Origin of the sequence: Tsukamurella sp. 8F (assembly GCF_029167375.1) — a bacterium.
Classification (GTDB): domain Bacteria; phylum Actinomycetota; class Actinomycetes; order Mycobacteriales; family Mycobacteriaceae; genus Tsukamurella.
Genome location: NZ_JARFTP010000007.1, coordinates 172,712 through 195,027 on the forward strand (window position 1 = coordinate 172,712; position 22,316 = coordinate 195,027).

27 protein-coding genes are annotated in these 22,316 nt (G+C 69.9%); 15 read left to right on the plus strand and 12 right to left on the minus strand.

The genetic code is table 11. The annotated features are described in order from the left end of the window. Nucleotides 1-166: 166 nt before the first annotated feature. From P0W64_RS08120 to P0W64_RS08140, 5 genes are all read left to right on the plus strand, one after another. Nucleotides 167-778 carry a DUF3159 domain-containing protein gene (locus P0W64_RS08120; RefSeq protein ID WP_275479570.1) on the plus strand — a complete coding sequence of 204 codons (612 nt, stop codon included), beginning with the start codon at nucleotides 167-169 and terminating at the stop codon, nucleotides 776-778. Continuing rightward, nucleotides 775-1,422, plus strand: coding sequence for a TetR/AcrR family transcriptional regulator (locus tag P0W64_RS08125; protein WP_275479571.1), 648 nt, complete (start codon nucleotides 775-777; stop codon nucleotides 1,420-1,422). The genes P0W64_RS08120 and P0W64_RS08125 overlap by 4 nt, the downstream gene beginning before the upstream one ends. Nucleotides 1,423-1,506: 84 nt before the next feature. Beyond that, nucleotides 1,507-2,286 (plus strand): alpha/beta hydrolase, encoded by a 780-nt coding sequence (locus tag P0W64_RS08130; protein ID WP_275479572.1) that lies wholly within the window; start codon nucleotides 1,507-1,509, stop codon nucleotides 2,284-2,286. A gap of 39 nt (nucleotides 2,287-2,325) precedes the next feature. Further along, nucleotides 2,326-3,246, plus strand: coding sequence for an oxygenase MpaB family protein (locus tag P0W64_RS08135; RefSeq protein ID WP_275479573.1), 921 nt, complete (start codon nucleotides 2,326-2,328; stop codon nucleotides 3,244-3,246). 142 nt (nucleotides 3,247-3,388) lie between these two features. Next, on the plus strand, nucleotides 3,389-4,012 hold the full coding sequence (locus tag P0W64_RS08140) for a TetR/AcrR family transcriptional regulator (RefSeq protein ID WP_275479574.1): 624 nt from the start codon (nucleotides 3,389-3,391) through the stop codon (nucleotides 4,010-4,012). A 4-nt stretch (nucleotides 4,013-4,016) separates the two neighbouring features. On the opposite strand, the gene P0W64_RS08145 is transcribed toward P0W64_RS08140, so the two are convergent. Continuing rightward, nucleotides 4,017-4,529 (minus strand): hypothetical protein, encoded by a 513-nt coding sequence (locus P0W64_RS08145; protein WP_275479575.1) that lies wholly within the window; start codon nucleotides 4,527-4,529, stop codon nucleotides 4,017-4,019. Nucleotides 4,530-4,694: 165 nt separating this feature from the next. On the opposite strand from P0W64_RS08145, the gene P0W64_RS08150 reads away from it, so the two are divergent. After that, nucleotides 4,695-5,474 carry an LppP/LprE family lipoprotein gene (locus tag P0W64_RS08150; protein ID WP_275479577.1) on the plus strand — a complete coding sequence of 260 codons (780 nt, stop codon included), beginning with the start codon at nucleotides 4,695-4,697 and terminating at the stop codon, nucleotides 5,472-5,474. Here the strand turns inward: P0W64_RS08150 and P0W64_RS08155 are convergent. Further along, nucleotides 5,471-6,445, minus strand: a complete 975-nt coding sequence (locus P0W64_RS08155; protein ID WP_275479578.1) for an o-succinylbenzoate synthase — start codon at nucleotides 6,443-6,445, stop codon at nucleotides 5,471-5,473. The genes P0W64_RS08150 and P0W64_RS08155 overlap by 4 nt on opposite strands. Nucleotides 6,446-6,468: 23 nt before the next feature. Between P0W64_RS08155 and P0W64_RS08160 the strand changes: the two genes are divergently transcribed. After that, nucleotides 6,469-6,825 carry an MGMT family protein gene (locus tag P0W64_RS08160; protein WP_275479579.1) on the plus strand — a complete coding sequence of 119 codons (357 nt, stop codon included), beginning with the start codon at nucleotides 6,469-6,471 and terminating at the stop codon, nucleotides 6,823-6,825. Here P0W64_RS08160 and P0W64_RS08165 read toward each other — a convergent pair. From P0W64_RS08165 to P0W64_RS08175, 3 genes are read right to left on the minus strand one after another with little or no spacing between them, the layout of a single operon-like run. Beyond that, nucleotides 6,813-7,532 carry a CbiX/SirB N-terminal domain-containing protein gene (locus P0W64_RS08165; RefSeq protein ID WP_275479580.1) on the minus strand — a complete coding sequence of 240 codons (720 nt, stop codon included), beginning with the start codon at nucleotides 7,530-7,532 and terminating at the stop codon, nucleotides 6,813-6,815. The two genes, P0W64_RS08160 and P0W64_RS08165, sit on opposite strands and share 13 nt — an antisense overlap. Before the next feature lies 1 nt (nucleotide 7,533). Continuing rightward, nucleotides 7,534-8,388: a TIGR02569 family protein gene (locus tag P0W64_RS08170; protein ID WP_275479581.1), complete on the minus strand. Its 855-nt coding sequence runs from the start codon at nucleotides 8,386-8,388 to the stop codon at nucleotides 7,534-7,536. 21 nt (nucleotides 8,389-8,409) lie between these two features. Continuing rightward, nucleotides 8,410-8,847, minus strand: a complete 438-nt coding sequence (locus tag P0W64_RS08175; RefSeq protein WP_275479582.1) for a nitroreductase/quinone reductase family protein — start codon at nucleotides 8,845-8,847, stop codon at nucleotides 8,410-8,412. Nucleotides 8,848-8,924: 77 nt separating this feature from the next. Here P0W64_RS08175 and P0W64_RS08180 point away from each other — a divergent pair, with 77 nt between their 5' ends. Continuing rightward, on the plus strand, nucleotides 8,925-9,320 hold the full coding sequence (locus P0W64_RS08180; RefSeq protein ID WP_275479583.1) for a GntR family transcriptional regulator: 396 nt from the start codon (nucleotides 8,925-8,927) through the stop codon (nucleotides 9,318-9,320). Beyond that, on the plus strand, nucleotides 9,320-10,405 hold the full coding sequence (locus P0W64_RS08185) for a DUF5808 domain-containing protein (RefSeq protein ID WP_275479584.1): 1,086 nt from the start codon (nucleotides 9,320-9,322) through the stop codon (nucleotides 10,403-10,405). Before P0W64_RS08180 ends, P0W64_RS08185 begins: the two co-directional genes overlap by 1 nt. A gap of 6 nt (nucleotides 10,406-10,411) precedes the next feature. On the opposite strand, the gene moeZ is transcribed toward P0W64_RS08185, so the two are convergent. The 3 genes from moeZ to P0W64_RS08200 are packed head-to-tail and all read right to left on the minus strand — an operon-like array spanning nucleotide 10,412 to nucleotide 13,705. Further along, nucleotides 10,412-11,587 carry an adenylyltransferase/sulfurtransferase MoeZ gene (gene moeZ / locus P0W64_RS08190; protein WP_275479585.1) on the minus strand — a complete coding sequence of 392 codons (1,176 nt, stop codon included), beginning with the start codon at nucleotides 11,585-11,587 and terminating at the stop codon, nucleotides 10,412-10,414. A 43-nt stretch (nucleotides 11,588-11,630) separates the two neighbouring features. Continuing rightward, nucleotides 11,631-12,674, minus strand: coding sequence for a DUF3152 domain-containing protein (locus P0W64_RS08195; protein WP_275479586.1), 1,044 nt, complete (start codon nucleotides 12,672-12,674; stop codon nucleotides 11,631-11,633). 59 nt (nucleotides 12,675-12,733) lie between these two features. Further along, nucleotides 12,734-13,705, minus strand: coding sequence for an alpha/beta fold hydrolase (locus tag P0W64_RS08200; RefSeq protein WP_275479587.1), 972 nt, complete (start codon nucleotides 13,703-13,705; stop codon nucleotides 12,734-12,736). A 127-nt stretch (nucleotides 13,706-13,832) separates the two neighbouring features. On the opposite strand from P0W64_RS08200, the gene P0W64_RS08205 reads away from it, so the two are divergent. Then, a complete protein-coding gene (locus P0W64_RS08205) occupies nucleotides 13,833-14,507 on the plus strand; it encodes a TetR/AcrR family transcriptional regulator (protein WP_275479588.1) in 675 nt (224 codons plus the stop codon). 61 nt (nucleotides 14,508-14,568) lie between these two features. On the opposite strand, the gene P0W64_RS08210 is transcribed toward P0W64_RS08205, so the two are convergent. Then, nucleotides 14,569-14,796 (minus strand): DUF3107 domain-containing protein, encoded by a 228-nt coding sequence (locus P0W64_RS08210; protein WP_275479589.1) that lies wholly within the window; start codon nucleotides 14,794-14,796, stop codon nucleotides 14,569-14,571. 92 nt (nucleotides 14,797-14,888) lie between these two features. Next, entirely contained in the window at nucleotides 14,889-15,593 is a 705-nt protein-coding gene (locus tag P0W64_RS08215; RefSeq protein WP_275479590.1) for a ferritin-like fold-containing protein, read from the minus strand. A gap of 310 nt (nucleotides 15,594-15,903) precedes the next feature. Between P0W64_RS08215 and P0W64_RS08220 the strand changes: the two genes are divergently transcribed. After that, the gene (locus tag P0W64_RS08220) at nucleotides 15,904-17,496 is read left to right on the plus strand and encodes a DEAD/DEAH box helicase (protein ID WP_275479605.1); all 1,593 of its coding nucleotides are present in this window, start codon (nucleotides 15,904-15,906) and stop codon (nucleotides 17,494-17,496) included. Between the two features lie 27 nt (nucleotides 17,497-17,523). Continuing rightward, nucleotides 17,524-18,738 (plus strand): PQQ-binding-like beta-propeller repeat protein, encoded by a 1,215-nt coding sequence (locus P0W64_RS08225; RefSeq protein WP_275479591.1) that lies wholly within the window; start codon nucleotides 17,524-17,526, stop codon nucleotides 18,736-18,738. 26 nt (nucleotides 18,739-18,764) lie between these two features. On the opposite strand, the gene P0W64_RS08230 is transcribed toward P0W64_RS08225, so the two are convergent. Continuing rightward, nucleotides 18,765-19,559, minus strand: a complete 795-nt coding sequence (locus P0W64_RS08230) for an AAA family ATPase (RefSeq protein ID WP_275479592.1) — start codon at nucleotides 19,557-19,559, stop codon at nucleotides 18,765-18,767. A gap of 37 nt (nucleotides 19,560-19,596) precedes the next feature. On the opposite strand from P0W64_RS08230, the gene P0W64_RS08235 reads away from it, so the two are divergent. After that, complete coding sequence (locus P0W64_RS08235) at nucleotides 19,597-20,217, plus strand: histidine phosphatase family protein (protein ID WP_275479593.1); 621 nt, start codon at nucleotides 19,597-19,599, stop codon at nucleotides 20,215-20,217. Between the two features lie 5 nt (nucleotides 20,218-20,222). On the opposite strand, the gene P0W64_RS08240 is transcribed toward P0W64_RS08235, so the two are convergent. Further along, nucleotides 20,223-20,687, minus strand: coding sequence for a hypothetical protein (locus P0W64_RS08240; RefSeq protein ID WP_275479594.1), 465 nt, complete (start codon nucleotides 20,685-20,687; stop codon nucleotides 20,223-20,225). 69 nt (nucleotides 20,688-20,756) lie between these two features. Between P0W64_RS08240 and P0W64_RS08245 the strand changes: the two genes are divergently transcribed. Continuing rightward, nucleotides 20,757-21,734 (plus strand): diacylglycerol kinase family protein, encoded by a 978-nt coding sequence (locus P0W64_RS08245; RefSeq protein ID WP_275479595.1) that lies wholly within the window; start codon nucleotides 20,757-20,759, stop codon nucleotides 21,732-21,734. Nucleotides 21,735-22,043: 309 nt separating this feature from the next. Further along, on the plus strand, nucleotides 22,044-22,298 hold the full coding sequence (locus P0W64_RS08250) for a WhiB family transcriptional regulator (protein ID WP_275479596.1): 255 nt from the start codon (nucleotides 22,044-22,046) through the stop codon (nucleotides 22,296-22,298). Nucleotides 22,299-22,316: the final 18 nt, after the last annotated feature.

The following is a 22,316-nucleotide window of genomic DNA, read 5'->3' on the forward strand; positions in this document are numbered from 1 at the left end:
CATCAGAACACATGCCACCGACAAGTTCGCCGCCCGGCGGGGAGGGCCTGCGAGGTCACGGGTTGACCGTAGCGTAACGGTGATATATAACGAATTCATGGACGCCTGCAACACCGCTTCCCGCCCGGGCATCGGTCGGCCGAGCACCACCGATCCAGTAGGTCGCGTGGCACGGCCCGGGGCGCGTCCGCCCCGCGCCACCGCATGGGAGCACGTCGGTGGACTCTCCGGTCTCGTCCAGTCGGCGATTCCGTCGACGGTGTTCGTCGTGGTGCACTCCGCGGCCGGGATGACACACGCGATCGTCGCCGCGATCGCGTGTGCGGCCGCCCTCGTCGTCATCCGGGCGCTCCGACGCCTCACACTGCGGCCCGCGATCGGGAGCGTCGTCGGTGTGGCGGTGTCCTCGGTGATCGCCTACCGCAGTGGGGATCCGCGCGACTACTTCCTGCCCGATATCTGGGGATACACCGCCTGTGCTGCCGCGATGGCCGCGTCGATCGCGGTGCGATGGCCGCTGGCCGGGGTCCTGTGGCACGCCATGAGCGGGACAGGTATGCGGTGGCGCAGCGACCGGCGCGTGCTGTTCGCCTACTCGGTCGCAACCGCGACGGCGGCCGCCGCATTCGCAACCCGCGCGGGCGCGCAGATCTGGTTCTACGAACACGACCAGGCAGGCGCGATGGTCGTGGCGCGACTAGCCCTCAACTATCCGCTGTGGGCTGTCACCCTCGCCGTATGGGCGTGGTCCATCCGCCGCGAACGGAACCTCTCATGAGTCCCCGCGCGCTCGACCCGGCGGTCCGCACAGCGGTGACGGAGGCCGCGATCCGCATTCTTGCGACGGAGGGACGGGCGGCCCTGAGCACCCGGCGGCTCGCCCGCGAGGCTCGAACCTCCACCACCGCCGTCTACACGTATTTCGGCGGCATGGACGAGGTGCATCGGCACGTTCGCCGAGCCGCCCTGGACGAGCTGGCCGCATCGCTGCGCGCAGCCGGCGCAACGGATGACCCCGTCGCCGATCTCGCTCGCGCGTCGGCGACGCACGTCGCATCCGGCTTCCGCGACCCCGCCATGTACCGCGTGATGTTCGTCGATCAACCTCCCGACGAGGGGAGCGATCCGGCCGACGCTGTATTCGCACTGCTCCTCGAGCTCGTCGGGCGATGCGTCCGCAGCGGCCGTTTCCACCCAGACGCCGGCCACGACCCCGCCATGTGGGCGGGCGAGATCTGGGCGTCGGGACACGGTGCCGTCATGCTCTCGTCGGCAAGCCTGCTGCCGACCGACCGACTCTCGGCTTTGCACGCCGACATGATCCACCGGCTGTGTGTGGGTTTCGGCGACGACAGACACCGCGCGCGCCGATCCGTCGAAGCCGGCGTGCACGAGGCAGCCGTCATCTCACCGCCGCTGTAACGGCGTCCCGCTGCCGCGCCGGGGCCACGCACGGTCCCGCCGTGCCGACGTCCCACCACGCCGGGGCGGCGGTACGGTCGGCCCATGCTGAACGTGCACATGTACGGCCCCTGGAACTCCCCGGATCCCACGCCCGTCGTCCTTGCAGTGCACGGGGTGACGGGGCACGGCGCGCGGTGGCGGGGTCTCGCGGATTCCGAGGTTCCCGGGGCGCGGGTGCTGGCACCGGACCTGCGCGGCCATGCCCGGTCGACCTGGGACCCGCCATGGCACTTCGAGCAGTTGGTCGACGATCTCGTCGAGGTCGTCGAGCACTACGCGAGAGGATCGGCCACCGTCGTCGGGCACTCGCTCGGCGGGGCCCTCGCATGCCGCCTGGCACGGTCTCGCCCCGACCTCGTGTCGGCACTCCTACTCCTCGACCCCGCGCAGGGCCTGGATCCTCGGATGTGCCTCACGATCGCAGAGCAGACGGTTGCGCACTTCGACTTCAGCTCGGTCGAGGAGGCACGGCAGGAGAAGAAGTCGGGTGCGTGGGCCGAGGTCCCCGACGACGTCCTCGACACCGAGATCGCCGAACACCTCGCGCACCGTGACACGGGCCGCTGGGAGTGGGACGTCTCGTGCGCCGCTGTCACAGCGATGTGGGGCGAACTGGCACGCCCTGTCGTGACGCCGCCCGCCGGCATCCCGACTACGGTGCTCCGCGCGTCCCGCGCGCTGTTCGTCACCGAGGCGTTCGCCCTATCCCTTCCGGATTCAGCGGAGCTGGTCACCGTGGACTCGGATCACATGGTGGCGCAGGAGGTTCCGGGAGTGGTCGGCGAGCACCTCCGGCGCGTGTTGCCCGATCATGCAGAATGATTCCTACACACGTGAATGAAATGCTGATAGTCTTCGCTCATGAACCTCTCATCCGACGCCCTGCGGATCACGGACCTGGGCTTCTTCGGGCCTGACTCGCCCACCTGGAGGGTGTGGACGTCCCCCACGGCCCTCATCGCGTTCCAGCGCGCGGTCGCGCTCGAGCACTTCGATCCCGACCTGGCCGCCGCTGTCGCGGACTCGGCGGGCATCTACACGGATCCGTTCGGTCGTCTCGACCGCACATTGTCGTACTTCCTGCTCGTGGCACTCGCCGACGGTCGCACTGCGGTCGCGGCGTCCGAGCATCTCATGGACGTGCACGCCAAGGCGACCGGAATCGAGCCCGTCACCGGCCGCCGCTACGCCGCGAACAATCCCGACTCGCAGCTGTGGATACACGTCACCGGCTGGCACTCGGTCCTCAAGTGCTACGAGATGTTCGGCCCCGGGCTCCTGTCACCCGCCGACGAAGCGCGCTACTGGCGCGACTGCGTCACCGCGGCAGAGCTACAGACGTGCCGCGTGCAGGACGTCCCCACCTCGCGTGCCGAGGTACGCGCGTACTTCGAGCGTGTGCGGCCCACGCTGTGCATGACCGAGCGGGCGCGACGCGGCATGCACTACCTACTCCACACACGCGGCAAGGGCCCGCGCATCCGGATCGGCAGCGAACTGCTGGCGCCCGCCGCCGTGGCGACCCTGCCTGCGTGGATGCGCGAGCTGGCTGGAACCGATCAGCCCGGCATGGTGGACCGTGGCTACCCGCACGCCGTCCGACCCGTGGTCTCCGCACTCGGGGCGGCGAACGGACGGGGCACCGTCAAGCTCGCAAGCATCGTGGCCCCCCATACGGCGACCATCCTGCGGCGGCACTTCACCCAGGGAGCCACCGCCGGCCTGAACACCGTGACACCCGCAGAGGCGAAGAACCGCTACAGCCGGAGGGCCGCTGCCTGACGCCGGCTCGTACACCCACGTAGCCTCTCCGGTGCCTGCCGACCTGTGGAAGGCCGTGCCGGCCCACGAATCCAGGCGCGCGCCGGAGTCTCCAGTGCCGCAGACGGTCGTGGCGGGGCAGCGACTTGGTACGGTCGTCGCCGTGGCGGAGACCGAGGAGCGGCCCCGGCGCGCGGAGCACCTCGGTCCCGCGCGGCGCCGACCGCAGATCCTGGACGCCGCGCTCGATATCGCCATCGACGACGGCGTGGACGCTGTGACCATCGCCGCCGTCGCCCGGCGCATGCACGTCACCCGCCCGGTGGTCTACGCGTGCTTCACCGATCGCAAGGCCCTGATCGACGGCCTACTGCGCCGAGAGGAGGACCACCTCCGCGACGCGGTTCTCGACGCGCTGACGCCGCGGAAGGTCTACGCCGACACCGCCGTCTTCATCGACGGGTTCACGGCACTCCTGCGCTCCGTGGCCGCGCGACCGCAGGCCTGGATGCTCCTCTACAGCAGCCCCGACTCCGAGGTCGCCGACCTGTTCGGAAGGGGCCGCGCAACTGCTCTCGCGAAATGCACCGCGATGCTGCGGCCGACGCTGGCCGCGTGGGAAGTCCCCGACCACGAGCGCAAACTCCCCGCGCTCGTCGAGCTGTGGGTCTCCTCCGGCGAGGCCGCTGTGCGAACCCTTCTGGCCCGCAAAGACACCGAAGATGCGGTGGTGGAGTTGGGGAATCTGTTCGGCGCCGCGGTCTATCACGCGCTCCGGTCGGCGTGAAAGCCTAGCGCCCGACGACCTTGCGGCGACTCGCAGTGACCGCGTGACCCGAGTCGTCGTGGCGGCACGTCACACCCGCCTGCTCGGACCGGCACGTGAATCCGTTCGCAGACAGCGAATGTCCGTACGGGAGCACACGGAGCTGGGAATCCGTCGTCCACAAGGGCTGCGTCGTGCAACTCGCGTACGGACCCGTGCTCTCGACTGCGACGTAGCCGTTCGGACCGCAGTCGGTCCACCTGTTCCCGCCGAACACCTCGTTGGGCCGGAACGGCACCGACTGGGGCAGGCTCGCGGGGAGCTCTCCCGTACAGCCCGCCATAGGTCCGAAAGTCGTTGCGATACCGCAGTGGAAGCTTCCGCTGGGTGACACGAAAGCGTAGTTGCCGTTCGTATGGCGGTACAGCCCGGGAGCGTCGGGCGCTGCGGCCGCGGCCGGGCTCGCGAGTGCGGTGAACGCCGAGATCACGACGATTCCGCCGATCGCGCCGCGGATTGCGCAGGTCCTCGATGTCACGATGATTCCTCCCCATGGTCTTTCGCGGCCGACACGGTCGCCTGAAGGGAGATCGCCTCGGGACCGGGGGTCGTTACCCGACCGACCGGCCCGTAACGACGCCTCAGCCGCACCCGATTCCGTCTCCGGAGGCGGCCGAGCGGCAGCCGGGATGGGGACGGGGAGATGGCCGGAATCAGACGCGTCGTCGGCGCGACGGCGATCGCAGCGACAGTGGTCGCCGGTTGCTCGGAGGTAAGGGGCACGGCAGACGATTCTGCGCGGCAGTCCACAGCGGTGGTGCAGCCCAGCGGCACAGCCGCCGCGCGACCCGGCGGAGCGCACGTGACGCGGACCGGCACGCGTAATCCCACGCAGGCCGCGGCAGACCGCTCGGATGCGACGCCGGCCACGGCAGGTCACGGCAAGTGCGTGGACCCTGCGTCACCGGTGGTCGCGAACGCTCTCGCGTCCCTGGGCCCCTGGTATCTCTCGCACGACGAGCCGGTGCCCTTCGTGACGCTGAACGCGATGCCCGATGCGGTCGGCTCATGCCCGGACCTGATGTGGCTGGTGGCGACCATCCAGGGCGGCACGGCGAGCTCCGCGAAACAGCTACTCTTCTTCGATCGGCGGGGCATCCTTCGTCCTGCCACCGCCGGCTACACCGTCTACCCGAACGTCGTGCGGTCGGGGCCCACCGATGTGTGGGCCTCCTACATGTGGGGCGGGGTGGCCACCTGCTGCCCGACGGAAGGTCCTGTCGTCGTGCATTTCTCGCTGCGCGGCCGCGAGGTGCGACAAGACCGCGCCGTGCCGGAGGGGGCGACATCGCCGAAACAGGTGCGTCCGCCTGCGACCACAGCGCCCCGGCCGACCGCGACGCCCCGACCGACCGCGACGCGCCCGACGCCGACGCACCCGCCCAGTGCTGAGCCGCAGTCGTCGACGACGGCCCCGCGCTAGCCGTGCTCGAGTAGCGCGAGCGCCCGCTCGGCGCGCTCGCGCCACCACCACTCGCGCGGCGCATCGGCACGATAGCGGTGCAGCAGTGCGGGATCCGGCGACGGCGCACGCTCCGGCACGGCGACGACGCCACGCTCGGAGCGCAGCGATCCGTCGCCGACGACGTCCGACACGAACAGCGCCAGCGTGTCGAGGCCGCATGCGTGGTCGAGACTCGGGAGGGTCGCCGCCAAGCGCACCCCGGCGGCGAGTCCGACGCTGGTCTCCAGGGCGGACGAGACCACGCAGGGCAGTTCCGTCGATTCGGCGACGGCGAGCGCGCGCTCGACCCCGCCCAGCGGCGTGCACTTGATGATCGCGACATCGGCGACATCGCGTGCCCGGGCGCGCATCGGATCGACAGCCCTGCGGATCAGCTCGTCCGCCGCGAGCGGAACGTCGGTGCGTGTGTGCAATTCCTTGAGCTGTTCATATGTTGCACAGGGCTGTTCGGCGTACTGCAGACCGCCGGCGGCACGTTCCAGCAGTCTCAGGTTCGCGACCGCTTCGTCGACATCCCACGCGCCGTTGGCATCCACGCGGATCGCGCCGGAGGCCCCCAGCGCGTCCCGCACGGCCGACACCCGCTCGGCGTCCGCGCCGATCCCGGACTCGTGCGCCACCTTCACCTTGACGGTGCGGCACCCGGCACGGCGCACGTACTCCGCGGCGACCTCGGGGCCCACCGCGGGGACGATGCAGTTCACCTCGACTTCGGCGCGATGCGGCGCGGGCCAGGTGCCGAAGCAGGACTCCACCGCCGTCGCCATCCAGGTGGCGGCGACGACGTCGTCGTAGTCGTCGAACGGGCAGAACTCGCCCCAGCCGCTCGGCCCCTGCAGCACCATGCCCTCGCGCACGTCGATACCGCGGAACCGTGCCGTCATGGGTATCGCGTAGACGTGCACACCCTGGAAGTCCGCAAGCTGCATGGGGTTCAGACTACGGTCGAGGAATGGGAGCGATCACGGACGAGGTCGTCGAGGCGGTGCGGGCGTGTGTCGCATCGATACCGCCGGGGCGGGTCATGACATACGGCGACATCGCGGACGCCCTCGGACTGAGTTCACCGCGGATTCCCGCGGCGATCATGCGGGAGGACTCTGCGGATCTGCCGTGGCACCGGGTGATCCTCGCGAGCGGCCGGCCGGCACCGCACCTGCGGACCCGCCAGCTCGCGGCGTTGCGCGCCGAGGGCGTTCTCGCAGTAGACGGCCGGATCCCGCTACGTGAGGTGCGTTGGCATCCGAGCCCCTTGCCGGAGCATCCACCCCACAACGGCGATGTGCGTACACCGCCTCAGCGGCGCTGAGCGACGTGTGTTGCGGCGGCTGTGAAGCGCTCCGCGATGAGGCCCACCACCTCTGGCGCCACGCCGAGCGGCGCGGTCACGCCGTCGGCACCCGCATCGGCCAGTCGCGAGTGGAACAGCCCAGGCGCGAGCTGATAGGACGCGACGAAGACACGTCCCGCGCCCGCATCGCCGACCTCACGTCGGACGGCCGCCACCGCGTCGGAGACCAGGGGCTCGCCGGCCGCCTGGAAACCGTGCGGCACATCGTCTCCCACCTCGGCAGCCAGCATCGCAGCCATGCGGCGGACATCGTCGCGAGCACGCGGATCGGATGAGCCGGTAGCGCCCAGCACCACCCTGTCACCCGGCACCCATCCCGCCTCGCGCAAGCGGCGCACGAGGGCACATGCCAGCGCCGGATCGGGCCCCAGTGGCCGGGACGCGGTGGCAGAAGGATGCCCGCTCGCCTCGAGATGCCGGGGCAGGTCGCTGTGGACGTGGTAGCCGGCCGCCAGGAAGCAGGGCACGAGAACCGTGGGGCGCGGGTCGGCGGCGAGCAGCTCGCGCGGCGACGGGCCGAGGACGTCTACGAATGCCACGGCGACGGGAGCCCCGACGCGCTGTGCCACCGCCCGCGCCAGGTCGCCCACGACCGCCACGCCGCGCACGGAGCGGGTTCCGTGCGCAACGAGGATCCGGCGGGTCGCCGTCGTGGGGTCCTGCATGTCAGAGGATCCAGGTAGCCAGCTCGACGGCACGCTCGAGGCCGGGGAACGCCTCGGCGGTCGAGCGCGGGTGCAGGGCGTGGACGGCGAGCCGGAAGATCAGCGCGCGCAGCACCATCTGCGGCCACTCGGGCAGGTCGCGCCAGCGCACCAGGAGCTCATCGTCGGCTCCGCCCCAGGCGAGCGCGTCCACGACGACGACGGCCGCCGCCCAGGCCGCGGGACGCCAGTACGGGGTGATATCCGTGATCCCGGGAGCGGCGGCGCCCGCGAACAGGACCGTTCCGAAGAGATCGCCGTGCACCAGCTGCGGCTTGGCCTCGACGGGGGTACGCAGTGTCGCGAGCCGCTTGACCAGCTCGAGACTGTGCTGTGAGTCCTCGGAGAGGTCCGCCAACGCGCCCATCTTGGTGGCGACGGACAACGGGTTGTTCTCCCACGCGGCGCGATCTGCGAAGCCGAACACGTCGACGTCGGTGAACGGTGCCACCGGCTGCGCGAGCAGGAACCGCGGACGGTCCAGCCCGGCGATCTTCTCGTGGAGCCTGTTGGCCAGCGACACGATCTCGTCGTACCGCGGCTCCGGGGAACCGGCGATGAAGGTGTCGGCCCGCCAGCCGGACACGACGTAGCGACCGTCGGTAGCGCGGAACGGCCGCGCGAGCCGCATGCCCTCGACATACAGGTTCTCCCGTACCTTCGCGGACCAGGCGGCACGGGCGTGGTCTGCGACCAGCGAGAGCACTACCTCGCCCACGCGCCAACCCCCGTCCCAGTCCGGCCCCAGCGCGATGGGGGTGGACTCGGACAGGCCGAAGGTCGACAGCACGTGTTCAGGCGGCTCCACTGGGCTCACGGAGAACGAATCTACCGGTCGCTACTCCTTAGGCTCGACAAGGAAGATCGGAATGACGCGATCGGTACGCTTCTTGTAGTCGGCGTAGTCGGGAAATGCGGCGACACCGCGCTCCCACCACTCGTCGTACTCGGCGCCGCTGATCTCGCGCGCGACACCCGAAACGATCTCGGTTCCGTCCTGGACGTCCACCTCCGGATTACCGAGGAAGCTGTAGTACCAGGCCGGATTGTCGGGCGCGCCGCCCTTGGACGCGAATGCGGCGTACACGCCGTCCTTCTCCACCCGCATCAACGGACGGCGGTAGAGCTTGCCGGACTTACGGCCGCGGTAGGTGAAGACGACTACCTGCTGTCCCCGTACGCCCACCGAATCGGTCGTACCGGTCTCGTCGATCTTGGCCAGTTGCTCCGCGACCCAACCGGCCTTCTCCTGTGCGTACTCACCACTCAGTGTCATGGCCCGCACAACCGCGTGGACCGCCGCCGATATTCCTGTTACATTTGTACTAGTACTACTAATACAGATGGGGTTCCGTGGACGTCTACATCGATCCGCTGTCGTCCGATCCGATCTACCAGCAGATCCGCGATCGGATCGTCGAGGCGGTCGCCGCTGGGCGCCTGAAGGCCGGTGCGCCACTCGTGGCCGTCCGCACGCTGGCCGCGGCGTTCGGCATCAACCCGGCCACCGTCGCGAAGGCGTACAACCTGCTGCGCGAGGAGGGCATCGTGGCCACCAACCGCAAGTCCGGCTCGGTGATCGCCCGCGATCCGTCGTCGGGCCCCCCGCGACCAGGGTTCGACGAGGCGTGGCGCGGGCGCCTCCAGACACTCCTCGCCGAGGGCACGGCACACGGCCTCCCTGAGGATCGGATACTCGACGAATGCCGCTCCATCACAAGACGATTCATACGGGAAGAGGACGCCTGATGGTCTACGCCGACGCCCTGGTCACGCTTCTGCTCGGCGCGTTACTGCTGTGCACACCCGCACTGAGCCGCACCACCGTTCCCCTGGGGGTGTCCATCCCGCGCAGCCGGATCGACGACCCCGCCGTCGCCGCCGGGATCCGACGATTCCGCGTCGGCACTCTCGCGGCAACCGTCGTCGCGGTGGTGGTCGCCCTCGCGGCCGCAGCACTACCGGCCCGGGCGCAGGCCCTCGCCGCCGGTGTGTGCCCCTTACTCCTGCTGCTCGGCGCCCTACTCTCGATGCAGGCCGGGCGTGCCGGCATCCGCCGCGCGAAGATCGACGGCGACTGGTACGCCGGTACCACCGTCCGCGTCGGCGCCAGTGTCACGCGCGACGACCGGCCCGCCACACCCTGGGTTCCCTACGCGGTGGCGACGGCCGTGCTTGCGGCGGCCGCCAGCCTCCTCACCGTCTGGTACGACCGGATCCCCGCGCGGATCCCGCAGCAGGTCGACGGATCCGGCGTCACGCGATGGGCCGACAAGAGCGCGGGATCCGTGTTCGGTCCCCTACTCGTCGGCCTGACGGTCGTCGCGGTGACGTGGGGGCTGGCATGGTTGATTCGCCGGTTGCCCGTCCGGCACCTGCCGGACGGCAATCCCCAGTCCGCCCGTGCCCGCGAGCGCGCCGCGCGGGAGGTGACGCAGCGGATCCTCGCCGCGACTTCCGTGGCCGTGGCCGTCGTCGTGTCGGGCGCCGCAACGCTGCTCGCCCTGGACGCGCCGATCAAGACTCTCAATGCGTTCGCAGCGGCCACCGTCGTCGCCGTCGTGGCGGTGGTGCTCGGCTCCGTCGTGCTCGGGTTCCGTCGTATCCGGAACGCCGCGGCGATGCCCGGCGACGGGCCCGACTCTCCCGACGACGACGCGCGATGGAAGGCCGGCGTCTTCTACGTCGCGCCTGACGATCCGGCGATCCTGGTCCCCAAGCGGATGGGCATCGGCTACACCGTCAACCTGGGCAATCCGGTCGGGTTGTCGATCACCGCGGTCGTTCTGCTCGGGGCGGTCGCGGCGGCGACGCTGCCGGCGCTCCTCGCCTGACGCGGATCAATAGACGGGAAGCGACGTGTCTACCGTCTTCGCCCAGGCAGCAATGCCGCCCTGCAGATGCACAGCGTCGTTGTAGCCCGCCTTGTGCACCGCGGCGAGCACCTCGGCGGATCGCACGCCGGTCTTGCAGTACAGGACGAGGGGCTTGTCTGCCGAGACCTCGGCGAGACCCGCACCGGTCTCGAAGTGCGACTTCGGCACGAGTTTCGCACCGTCGATGCGCACTATGTCCCACTCGACCGGCTCGCGCACGTCGACGAGCTGGAAATCGCGTCCCTCGGCCCGCATCACCTGGAGTTGCTCCGGTGTGATGGTGGAGCCCGCGGCGGCCTCCGCGGCCTCATCGGACACGACCCCGCAGAACTCCTCGTAGTCGATGAGTCCGGTGATCCGTGGCGTCTCCGGGTCCTTCCGGATCCGAATAGTGCGGTAGCTCATCTCCAGGGCGTCATACACCATGAGCCTGCCCAGGAGCGGCTCGCCGATGCCGGTGATCAGCTTGATGGCCTCGGTCCCCATGATCGAGCCGATCGACGCGCACAGGATGCCCAGCACGCCGCCCTCGGCACACGACGGCACCATGCCGGGCGGGGGCGCCACCGGGTAGAGGTCGCGATAGTTGAGGCCCTTGCCATTCGGCGCGTCCTCCCAGAAGACGGAGGCCTGCCCCTCGAACCGGAAGATCGAACCCCACACGTACGGCTTGTGCGCGAGTACGGCGGCGTCGTTCACCAGGTAGCGGGTGGCGAAGTTGTCGGTTCCGTCGAGGATCAGGTCGTACTGCTCGAACAACTCCACCGCGTTGTCCGGCTCGAGCCGGATCGGATGCAGGTTCACGGTGACGAACGGGTTGATCTCGCGGATCGAATCGCGAGCACTCTCGCCCTTCGGCCGGCCCACATCGGACGCACCGTGGATCACCTGGCGTTGCAGGTTCGACTCGTCGACCTCATCGAACTCGACGATGCCGATGGTGCCGACTCCTGCGGCCGCGAGGTACAGCAGAGCGGGGCTACCGAGGCCGCCCGCGCCGATCACGAGCACACGTGCATTCTTCAGACGTTTCTGCCCGTCGACGCCCAGATCCGGGATGATGAGGTGCCGCGAATACCGCGCCACCTCCTCGCGGGTCAGCTCGGCTGCGGGCTCGACAAGGGGCGGAAGATCACTCACGATGTGGTCAACGCGCCGAGCGGGCGACGGATTCCCGCTGTGGCTAGCCGGCGCCCGGGTAGGGCCAGCTGTTCGGCTTGCAGACGTTGTCGTTGTCGTACTGGGGCGCCTTGTCGAGCGCGAAGATGTCGCGGTTCGCGACGCCGAAGCTCTGCTGCATCATGATCGGTGCGAGCTTGCCGTTCCCCGGGCACGCGACGTGGTTCGGGTAGCCGATGGCGTGCCCGACCTCGTGGTTGATCTGGTACTGCCGGTAAGCCGAGATGTCGCCCTGGAAGGCCGCGGCGCCCCGGACCCAACGAGCCTCATTGAGCACGACTCGCGAGAGCTCCGGGTTGTAGCACGAGGTCTCCAACTGGATCGTGTATCCGCAGGCGTCCCTCGTCGTCATCGGCGACGTCAGGGAGATAGTGAAGTTGGCGCTGCCCTTGTCGACGCGACGGAACGCGACCTGGTCGTCGTGGATCCAGCTCTGCGGATTCGCGAGGGTCGCGTCGACCATCGCGGCGAACGGCTGGTCGCCGCCGAGCGACGTGGTGTCGACTCCGTCCTCGATCGCGACCTTGTACGTGAAGGTCTGCTGCGCGCCCTTGCCGATCTTCGGCGTCGACCCGGGGACGACGTGCCAGGTCTTGGCGCCCTTCTCCGTATACGGTCCGCCGCCGGGCAACGCGCTCGCGTTCGGGACGGCGCCGGTGAGCTGACCGGTCGGGGCGCCCACCGGTGCGGTGCCCGCCGCGGGATTGGGGTTGCGGGAGGTCAGGTTCGTCGCTGCCTGTTGCGTGGCGTCGTCGTTCGGCTCCGACCGTCCCATCGACAGCACACCGAACGCCTGCAGCACCAGGAGCACGGTGAGGACGACCAGTACAGGGATGGCGTACGCGCGCCAGCCGTAGGTGGTCAGCATGCGGCCGAGGGGGCCCTGCTTGCGGTACTGCCGGTCGCGGGGCGCGCGGGGGCGACCGCCGTCGTCGTTGATCGGATCGCGGCTCGCCCGGAGCGGCTCGTTCGCGTCCGGGCGGGGACGGTGCCCGCGTGGCACGTCGCCACCTGCGGGTAGACGCGGGGGGCCGGAGGGTCTGCTCACAGATGCCAGATTGTCACAGACGTCCCGCCGATCACGTGTGCGACACACCGCCCCGGCGGTCAGTAGCCACGACAGACCAGGTCACAGACCTCTCGCGCCACATCGGCGGGCCGCTCCATCTGCGCGACGTGCCCCACCGCGCCGTACACGGTGAGCGTGCTACCGGCGATGTGCCGCACCACCTTGGGCGCGATGCCGGCACTCACGAGTAGGTCGCGGGCACCCCACAGCACACGGGTGGGAGCCGACACCGCTCGCGCCGCACCCCAGTGCGCCGACCCGGCGTCGACGATCCAGCTGCGCACCAGAGCGTTGAAACTTGCGGCGAGCGCGTCGGGCGCCCACTGGAGCCCGGCCCGAGCCACGGCCTGGTCGATCGCCTGCTGCCGCCGCACGGGTCCCATCACCGCCGGATCGACCAGGATCTCCCGGAACGTCTGGTCGACCTGGCGTTCCGGGTACGCGCTACCGACGAGCCGGAAGCCTGCCGGACCGGCGAACGGGATGCGCACCAGGGTCAGCGGCAGGAACTGCAACCGACGCAGGCGCGGGCGCAGGTCCGGGAACGCAGGCGAGATCAGAGTGAGGGTCGCGACGAGATCCGGCCGGCGCGCCGCGACGCGCACGGCGACGGCGCCGCCGAGGGAGTTGCCCAGTAGGTGCACGCGCTCGCAGCCGCGGGCCGTGACGAGGTGCTCGAGATAGCCGACGACGGTGTCCGCGCACGCGTCGATGCCGTAGTCACCGTCGACGGGCGGGTCCGACAGCCCGAATCCGGGAAGGTCCGGGGCGAAGGACGCGATGCGGGGCGCGAGCACCTGACCGAGATCGGTCCAGTTGATGGAGGACCCGCCGAGCCCGTGCAGCATGACTGCCGTGGGGCGGGGATCGGCGCGAGCTGTCGGCGCCGCCGCACCGTCGACATGTCTGACGAACAGCCTTCCGCCATGGACCGTCACGAACCCGCCTGGCCAGACCTCCGTGGCCCGGTCGACCGGCCGCAGCGGCGGGAGTCCGACGGTGTCGCGCACGCGCCCCAGCCTGCCAGACTCGCGCCCACCGAGCGATGTCTATCGCGGTGCGGGACGGGCCCGGGAGTATCGTCGTAGGCCTGCTGGAGAACCGTTCCCCGGCGCGAGACAACGAACGAGGTGGCACATGTCGGACGTGGGTGCGATCGCACCGGGCGCGGGAAATCCCCGCGGTGGGCCCGCTCCGCGTCGCAGCGCCCGGCTGCCGCGCAGCGCCCGGCGCATCCAGCTACTCGAGGCCGCGAGCAGTGTCTTCGTCGACGTCGGTTACCACTCCGCGGGCATGGACGAGATAGCGGTCCGCGCCGGAGTCTCGAAGCCCGTGCTGTACCAGCACTTCCCGTCGAAGCTCGATCTCTATATCGCAGTCCTGCACAGTCACGTCGAGGCGCTCGTGAAGGGCGTTCGCAGTGCGTTGAGCAGCTCGACCGAGAACCACGCGCGTGTCGCGGCAGCGGTCGGCGCGTTCTTCGACTTCGTCGACCTGGACAGTCAGGGCTACAGGCTGATCTTCGAATCCGACGTCATGGAACCCGCCGTACAGGAGCGGGTCGAGGGCGCGGTCGAGGCGTGTATCGACGCCGTCTTCGACCTGGTCGCCCACGACTCGGGTCTCGACCCGCACCGTGCTCGGATCCTCGCGGTCGGACTCGTCGGCGCCAGCCAGGTAAGCGCGCGCTACTGGCTGTACGCCGACCGCGCCATCAGCAAGGAGGACGCCGTCGCCACTACCGTCCAGCTGCTGTGGGGCGGTCTCAAGCACGTTCCGTTGCAAGGCGGCAAGCAGGACAGGCGCCGCTGACTCGTCCCCGACAAAGCACGAAGTGCCGCACCGTGGTCCGGTGCGGCACTTGTCGTATGTCCTACGTCGCAGCGAAACCGACGGTGCGCGTGTGCGGAGCCCCCAGCTCGACATACGCGATCCGCGTCAGAGGCACGAGCACCTGACGCCCCTTCTCATCGGTCAGCTCGAGCAGGTCGCTCTTACCGGCGAGGGCGTCCGTGACGATCTGCTTGACCTTGTCGGCGTCGTCCTTGCTCTGCACCACGAGCTCGCGGCCTGTGTCCGCGATACCGATCTTGACCTCCACGGCCGAAACCTCCGTTGTCGTCGAAACGTTCACCGAAAGGCTAGCCGAGCGCAGAACGACTGCCCCACCGGTTCTGCTGTGGGCTGAGCCGTCTACCCGAGGCCCAACGCCGCCATGCGCCTCGCGTGATGCTCCTGGGCGGTGTCGAAGAACTCGGCGATGGATGCCATCTCGCCCGAGGACTCGAACAGCATCGCCGCCAGCTCGTCCCGGGTGGCGAGCACCTCCTGCGCCTGCACGATGGCCTCAGACAGCAGCCGGCGGCCCCACAGCGTGAGCGGCGAGCGCAGCGCCGGATTCGCTACCACGGCCGAACGCACCTGCGGCACAACGAATTCGGAGTGTCCGGTTCCGCTGAGGGTGTCTTCGACGACTGACGACGAGGCCGCGGGCAGGGCGGGCAGGATCTGGGTGTAGAAGTCGGCGGCGAGCCCGTCGCCGATGTACGCCTTGACGAGCGCCTCGTACCAGTTCCGCGGCGTCGTGCGCGCGTGGTATCGGGTGAGCACCTCCATGTAGGGCTCGGTCACCGCGATCACGTCGAGCCCGCGGCGCTCCAGCTCGGCCTGCAACGTCTCGAAGTGCGCCATCTCGGCGGCGGCCATCGACGCGAAGGCGATCCTGCCCCGACGGTCCGGCGCCAGATCCGCCTCCTTGGCCAGCCGCTCGAAGGCGAGGATCTCACCCGATGCGAGCACCGCGAACAACTGCGCGATACCGGGATGCTCCGGGCCGCCGTCGGGCCCGGCGCCGCCCGCCCCATCGGACTGATTCTCGACTGCCCGCTCATCCGTCATGGTGCACATGCTAAGGCGGCGGCGACCGACGGGTACAATGGTGTCGCACGTTCACGGTCTTCGTGATAGTGCAACCGAGAATGTGCGCGCACCAGGCGCCCGCGACCGCCCCACGAGCGGCAGGTCGCGAGGGGTGCACGGCCAGACCGCTGTCAGCCGATCGTGCGCGCGTGACGATGCCGCGACTCACGCACTCGCTGCCAGTGAAAGGCCAAGAACAATCACCGAAACGACGAACCTCCATACCGAGACCACGCCCGACACCCACGTCGAGCCTCCCGTCGACTCCCACCTCCCCGCCGTCACGGTCATCTCCGACGACCATCTCTCCCCCACGTTCGCCGAGCTCGGCGTCGGTAAGGGCATCGTCGACGCCCTCGCGAAGCGGGGCATCGAGCGGACCTTCGCGATCCAGGAGCTCACACTCCCCCTCGCGCTCGCCGGCAACGACCTCATCGGTCAGGCCCGCACGGGCATGGGCAAGACCTACGGCTTCGGCGTGCCGCTGCTGCACCGCCTGGCCAGCGCCGCGGCGGAGGCGGGCGAGGACGGCCTGCGCGCGCTCGACGGAACGCCGCGCGCCCTCATCATCGTCCCGACGCGCGAGCTGTGCGTCCAGGTCACCGAAGACCTCGAGCAGGCCGCCGACGGCTTCGACGTGGCCACCACCAAGGGCCCCCGCCCGCTGTCGATCACGTCGATCTACGGCGGTCGCCCCTACGAGGCCCAGATCGAGGCCCTGCAGAACGGCGTCGACGTCGTCGTAGGCACGCCCGGACGCCTGCTCGACCTTGCGAAGCAGGGCCATCTGATCCTGGGCAAGATCCAGATCCTGGTGCTCGACGAGGCCGACGAGATGCTCGACCTCGGGTTCCTGCCGGACATCGAGCGCATCCTGACGATGGTCCCCGACGCCCGACAGACCATGCTTTTCTCGGCCACGATGCCGGGACCCATCATCACGCTCGCCCGCACGTTCCTGCGGCAGCCGACCCACGTCCGGGCCGAGCACCACGACGACTCCGCCGTTCACGAGCGCACCACGCAGTTCGTTTACCGGGCACACGCGCTCGACAAGACCGAACTGGTCGCGAAGGTGCTGCAGGCGGAGGGCCGCGGCGCCACCATGATCTTCGCCCGCACCAAGCGCACCGCGCAGAAGGTGGCGGACGAGCTCGCCGAACGCGGCTTCAAGGTGGGCGCCGTACACGGCGATCTCGGCCAGATCGCGCGCGAGAAGGCCCTGGGCAAGTTCCGCGAGGGCAAGATCGACGTGCTGGTCGCCACCGACGTCGCGGCCCGCGGTATCGACATCGACGATGTCACGCACGTCATCAACTACCAGTGCCCCGACGACGAGAAGACGTACGTCCACCGCATCGGGCGCACGGGTCGCGCCGGTAAGACCGGCATCGCGGTGACGCTCGTCGACTGGGACGAATTGCACCGCTGGGAGCTGATCGACAAGGCACTCGGTCTGGGTAAGCCGGAGCCCGCGGAGACCTACTCGTCGAGCGAACATCTGTTCGCCGACCTCGGCATCGACCCGAAGGTCAAGGGCAGCATCGCATCTCGCCGCACCCGCGAGGAAGGCGATGTCGTCGAACGCCGCGAGCGCACCCGTCCCGCACGTAACCGGTCCCGGAAGCGCACGCGCGCCGGCAAGACCGTCGCCGACGGCGGCACCGGTGCTGGTAACGGCGAGACGACCGCGACGAACGAGAAGACCGCGACGAAGCCCGAGGAGGGCCCGGCCTCCGGCCCGGCCGCGGGCGGCGAGTCCGGGCCCGACGGTGCCGACCGTCCCGCGCGCAAGCGCCGTCGCCGTCGCCGCTCGGGCGGACGGTCCGCCGGCGACGGCGCCGACACCGCGGCGCAGCCCGAGGCCGCCTCAGCGGAGTGATCGCGCGCGACCATTAGGGTGGGGCGCGTGGTGAGACCCGAGCGCAGGACCCCGGCAGACCTGGTGATCGCCGCGCTCATCGTGGTCGCCGTCGTGGTGGCCGGACTCGCCGTCTGGAACTTCTCCAGCGCGCGGCGCACCACGAACGTGATCGCGAAAGCCACCGAGCCCGTCCCGGACCCGTTGACCTCGCTGCCCGCAGAGCTCCACCCCACGTGGTCGGCACGCTCCGACCAACCCGTGCAGGTCGTCGAGGGCATGGTGGCCACGGCGGACGGTAGGACCGTCGCAGGAATCGGCTCGAGCAGCGGCAAGCAGCTGTGGCGCTACACCCGCGACCGGGACGCGTGCGGCCTGATCACCAACACCGCGACGATCCTGGCGTTCTACCCCGACGCGCGCGGATGCGGTGAGGTGACGGCTCTCGATCCCGCGACCGGCGAGCGGCGCTACGCCCGGTCGAGCCGCGAGGATCGACACGTGCGACTGACCACCGACGGCTCGTACGTGGTGGCGCAGTCGCCCTCCCGGGTCGACGTACTGCGCTCGGATCTGGTGCTCACCGTCGAGTATGGAACGCCCGACGTGCCGGTGCAGCCCGGCGCCCAGCCACGCTCGGGATGCACTCAGCTGTCGGCCCTGCCGACCGATTCGCAGATCGCGATCCTCGAACGGTGCCCCACCGAGCCGAATCCCCGGCTGACCGTCATCACCGCGGCACCCAAAGACGCGGCGACACCGCAGGTCACGTCAAGCGTCATCGCCCCGGCACTGGGCGGCGACGACGGTGTGCGGATCATCGGGGCCACGTCGACGTCGGTAGCCGTCTACGTGCCACCCCAGGCCGGGCGCCCCGCCCGTCTAGAGGTACTCGGGACGAACGGTACCGAGATCTCGGGTCAGGACATCGCCACCCCGCCCGGCGGCGCACCCGACGTGCCGGTGATGCGGGACGGCACCTTCGTCGGCTTCTACACCGGCCGTGACACCCTGATCCTGGACGCCTACTCGTTCGAGGTGCACCTCATCATCCCCGGCGCTCTCGGGCCCGGCGTGATGATCGGGAACGAGATCGTGGTGCCCGGCCCGTCGACGCTCACCGCCTACGATCCGACGGGGCGCATCCTGCGCGCCGTGGATGTCGAGCGTCCGGGATACACGTCGGGCCCGGTCCTACTGAACCTGGCCGGCCAGACGGTGGTCGCGCGCTGGGGTGACAAGGTGCAGGCGTACCAGGCCTGAGCCGGGCCCGGACGGAGATCGACGCGTCAGCTCTCGGTCTGCCACTCCTTTAGGGGTGCACCGTCTTTCACGTGCGCCCACAGGTTCTCGGCGAGTGCGCGGTACGCGGCGGCGCCCTTGTTGCGGCGGCCCACAAGCACCGTCCGGCCGGCGGCGTTGGCCTCTGCGAACCGGACGGTCCGGGGAATCGCCGGGGCGAGCACGGCGAGGCCGTAGCGGTCGGCGACATCGGAGAGGATGTCGCGGCTGTGCGTGGTGCGCGAGTCGTACAGGGTGGGCAGGGCACCGAGCAGCTTCAGGTCCGGGTTGGTGATGCGCTGGACGTCGTTCACCGTCTTGAGCAATTGCCCTACGCCGCGGTGCGCGAGTGTCTCGCACTGGAGCGGCACCGCGACCGCCGCGGCGGCGGTGAGCCCGTTGAGCGTGAGGACCCCGAGGCTGGGTGGGCAGTCGACGAGGATCACGTCGTACTCTTCGGCGACATCCGCCAGCGCGCGTTTGAGGGCGTACTCGCGGCCCGCCCGCATCAAGAGCATCGCCTCGGCGCCCGCGAGATCCAGAGTCGCCGGAAGGACGGTCACACCGTCCTCGGTCTCGAGCAGGACGTCACGGATCGACACCTCCTCGAGCAACACCTCGTGCACGCTCCGCTCGACACGATCGGGGTTGTGCCCCAGTGAGAACGTGAGGCACCCCTGAGGATCGAGATCCACTACGAGGACGCGGGCACCGAGCTCCGCGAGCGCAGCGCCGAGACTCGCCACCGTCGTGGTCTTCGCGACGCCGCCCTTCTGGTTCGCCACCGCCAGGACGTATGTCATGCACCAGAGGGTACCGACGGTGCGCGACGATGTACGGGTGACCACTCCGACGCACCGACTCGTGATCATCCGCCACGGCGAGACCGACTGGTCCGCCGAGGGGCGGCACACGGGATCCACCGACCTTCCGCTCAACGCCACGGGCGTGTCGCAGGCCGCCTCGCTCGCCGCGGTGGTCGACGCGCTGGACATGCAGGGTGAGGTGACGGTCCTCGCGAGCCCGCGTGCACGCGCGCAGCGCACCGCGCAGCTGGCGGGGCTCACCGTCTCCCGCACCGAACCGGACCTCGGCGAATGGGACTACGGCGACTACGAGGGCATCACGTCCGCGGAGATCCACCGCACCGTGCCCGACTGGACCGTGTGGACACACGGTGGACCCGACGGCGAGAGCCCCGAGCAGATCGCGGCGCGCGCCGACCGCGTGCTCGCCGAGGCAGCGGTCGCGCTCGAGCGAGGCGACGTGGTCCTCGTCGGTCACGGGCACTTCGGCGCCGCCCTGACGGCCCGCTACCTACAGGCGCCGATCTCGTTCGGCCGCCACTTCCACGTCCTGCCGGCGTCGGCGACGGTCCTGGCGTACGACGCGCACGGCGTCCCCCAGCTGCGAGCATTCGGGCGCACGGGGTACGCGTCGGAGAGCTACGCCGGGCGCTGACGCCCTCAGCGCCCGTCCGACCCCTCGCCGGTCGCCTCCCCCGGCTCGTCCGCATCGGCGCCGCGCCTGCCGTACCCGCGATCCAGCCACCCCACGGTGCCCGGGCTGAACAACAGCACGAGCACGGCGACGGCGAGCACCAGGACCGGTAGTCCCAGCAGCGGGCGGCCCGAAGGGAACGCCATCGAGTAGCCGACCGGCAGCAGCAGCAGGTTTGCGAGCACGCCGAGCGTGCGGCCCCAGCGGCGCCCCGTCCACAGGGCCCAACCGCCCGCGAGGACCGCAGCGCCCATGGGGATGAGCCAGAAGGCCAGTCCGTACGCGCCGCGTGGCGACTCGGCGCCCGCGGTCAGCCCGCGGATCAGCTCGACCACCCCGACGACCAGCCCTGCCGCGCCCTCGACCGCGATCAGGCCGCCGGCGATGCGCGCAGTGCGGGGCGACGCGGGTGCGTTCCGGGGTGCGTTCACGCTGCACAGGTTATCGGCTGCCGCGACGGTGACGCCCGGCACGCCGGTTCCGTCGGTACTCTGACCGGCGTGCGCGCCCTGCTCATCGTCAACCCCAACGCGACCTTCATAACGCCGGCCGGCCGCGACCTCGTGGCCATGGCCCTGTCGTCGACCCTCGATATCACCCTCGCTCAGACCGAGCGCCGCGGCCACGCCGGCGAGCTCGCGGCCAAGGCGCGCGCCGACGGCACCGACCTCGTGATCGTGCACGGCGGCGACGGCACGGTGAACGAGGTGGTGAACGGGATCCTCGGCGACGAGGGCGCCCCCGACGGCGATCCGATCACCGCGCCCGAGGAACTGCCCGCGGTGGCGGTCATACCGGGCGGCAGCGCCAACGTGTTCGCCCGTTCCCTGGCCGTTCCACGCGACCCGTTGCAGGCGACCGTGCACCTCACTGACCTGTTGTCGCGCAGCACTTTTCGAACCATTGGGCTCGGTCGTGCCGACGCGCGCTGGTTCCTGTTCAACGCCGGAATGGGCGTAGACGCCGAGGTGATCGAGAACATGGAGGCGCTGCGCGACCGCGGCAAGCCGGCGACTCCCAACCGTTACGTCCGCACCTCGATCAGGACGTTCTTCGCGGCGGCGCGCCGCGAACCGACACTCACCGTGACGCTGCCGGGCGGAGAGCCCGTAGACGGCGTGCACTTCGCATTCGTCTCCAACGCCAGCCCGTGGACCTTCCTCGGCGACCGGCCCGTCTTCACCAATCCGGGCACGGACTACGGATCTGGGCTCGGGATCTTCGCGGCCCGCTCGATGCGCACGGTCCCGAATCTGCGGCTGGTGCGACAGATGCTGTCGCGGCGGCCGAAGGGTCCGTCGGTGGGGCATCTGCTGCGCGACGATGATCTGCCCGAACTCCGCGTCACGAGTAGCGTTCCCGTCGCGACACAGGTCGACGGCGACCACATCGGGGCCCGCGACGACGTCCGGTTCTGGTATTCACCCGAGCGGATCCGAGTGGTCGCGGACCTGCCTCCACTGCCTCGCGTCCGCTGAACTCGAGGCGCGCCGAGATGTGTGACTCCCGTCGCGCACTCCGAGAAAGGCTATTGCAAACGCGCAGCGTATAGCGTTAAGCTGCCTCTCGCGCTGCGGAGAGGGCGGCAGTGTAGTACAACGGAGCGAGTACCTGGAAATCACCCCTGCTTGTGATTTCCAGCACCAACCGACGGAATCCTATTGACTCTTGCTTGAAACCTGGAAGTATTCAGGCCAGTAACAACGCGGAAACATGAGGGTTCGGCCGCGTTAACAGCCCGTAAAGACCAAGACGCCTGATTCGGCGTGCGTGAGGAGTGTGCAGAAATGGACTGGCGCCACAAGGCGATCTGTCGCGACGAGGACCCGGAGCTGTTCTTCCCGGTCGGCAACAGCGGCCCGGCGATCGCACAGATCGCCGACGCGAAGCTCGTCTGCAACCGTTGCCCCGTGACCGCCGAGTGCCTGTCCTGGGCCCTGGAGTCCGGACAGGACGCGGGCGTGTGGGGCGGTATGAGCGAGGACGAGCGTCGCGCGCTGAAGCGCCGCAACGCCCGGACCCGCGCACGCACCGCGGTCTGACCAGCAAGAACCCGGGGG

Excerpts from the sequence above, each read along its gene's own strand:
- P0W64_RS08125 (WP_275479571.1), top strand. The coding sequence starts at position 775 with ATGAGTCCCCGCGCGCTCGACCCGGCGGTCCGCACAGCGGTGACGGAG.
- P0W64_RS08130 (WP_275479572.1), top strand. The coding sequence starts at position 1,507 with ATGCTGAACGTGCACATGTACGGCCCCTGGAACTCCCCGGATCCCACG.
- P0W64_RS08135 (WP_275479573.1), top strand. The coding sequence starts at position 2,326 with ATGAACCTCTCATCCGACGCCCTGCGGATCACGGACCTGGGCTTCTTC.
- P0W64_RS08150 (WP_275479577.1), top strand. The coding sequence starts at position 4,695 with ATGGCCGGAATCAGACGCGTCGTCGGCGCGACGGCGATCGCAGCGACA.
- P0W64_RS08155 (WP_275479578.1), bottom strand. The coding sequence starts at position 6,445 with ATGCAGCTTGCGGACTTCCAGGGTGTGCACGTCTACGCGATACCCATG.
- P0W64_RS08160 (WP_275479579.1), top strand. The coding sequence starts at position 6,469 with ATGGGAGCGATCACGGACGAGGTCGTCGAGGCGGTGCGGGCGTGTGTC.
- P0W64_RS08165 (WP_275479580.1), bottom strand. The coding sequence starts at position 7,532 with ATGCAGGACCCCACGACGGCGACCCGCCGGATCCTCGTTGCGCACGGA.
- P0W64_RS08175 (WP_275479582.1), bottom strand. The coding sequence starts at position 8,847 with ATGACACTGAGTGGTGAGTACGCACAGGAGAAGGCCGGTTGGGTCGCG.
- P0W64_RS08185 (WP_275479584.1), top strand. The coding sequence starts at position 9,320 with ATGGTCTACGCCGACGCCCTGGTCACGCTTCTGCTCGGCGCGTTACTG.
- P0W64_RS08205 (WP_275479588.1), top strand. The coding sequence starts at position 13,833 with ATGTCGGACGTGGGTGCGATCGCACCGGGCGCGGGAAATCCCCGCGGT.
- P0W64_RS08215 (WP_275479590.1), bottom strand. The coding sequence starts at position 15,593 with ATGACGGATGAGCGGGCAGTCGAGAATCAGTCCGATGGGGCGGGCGGC.
- P0W64_RS08230 (WP_275479592.1), bottom strand. The coding sequence starts at position 19,559 with ATGACATACGTCCTGGCGGTGGCGAACCAGAAGGGCGGCGTCGCGAAG.
- P0W64_RS08250 (WP_275479596.1), top strand. The coding sequence starts at position 22,044 with ATGGACTGGCGCCACAAGGCGATCTGTCGCGACGAGGACCCGGAGCTG.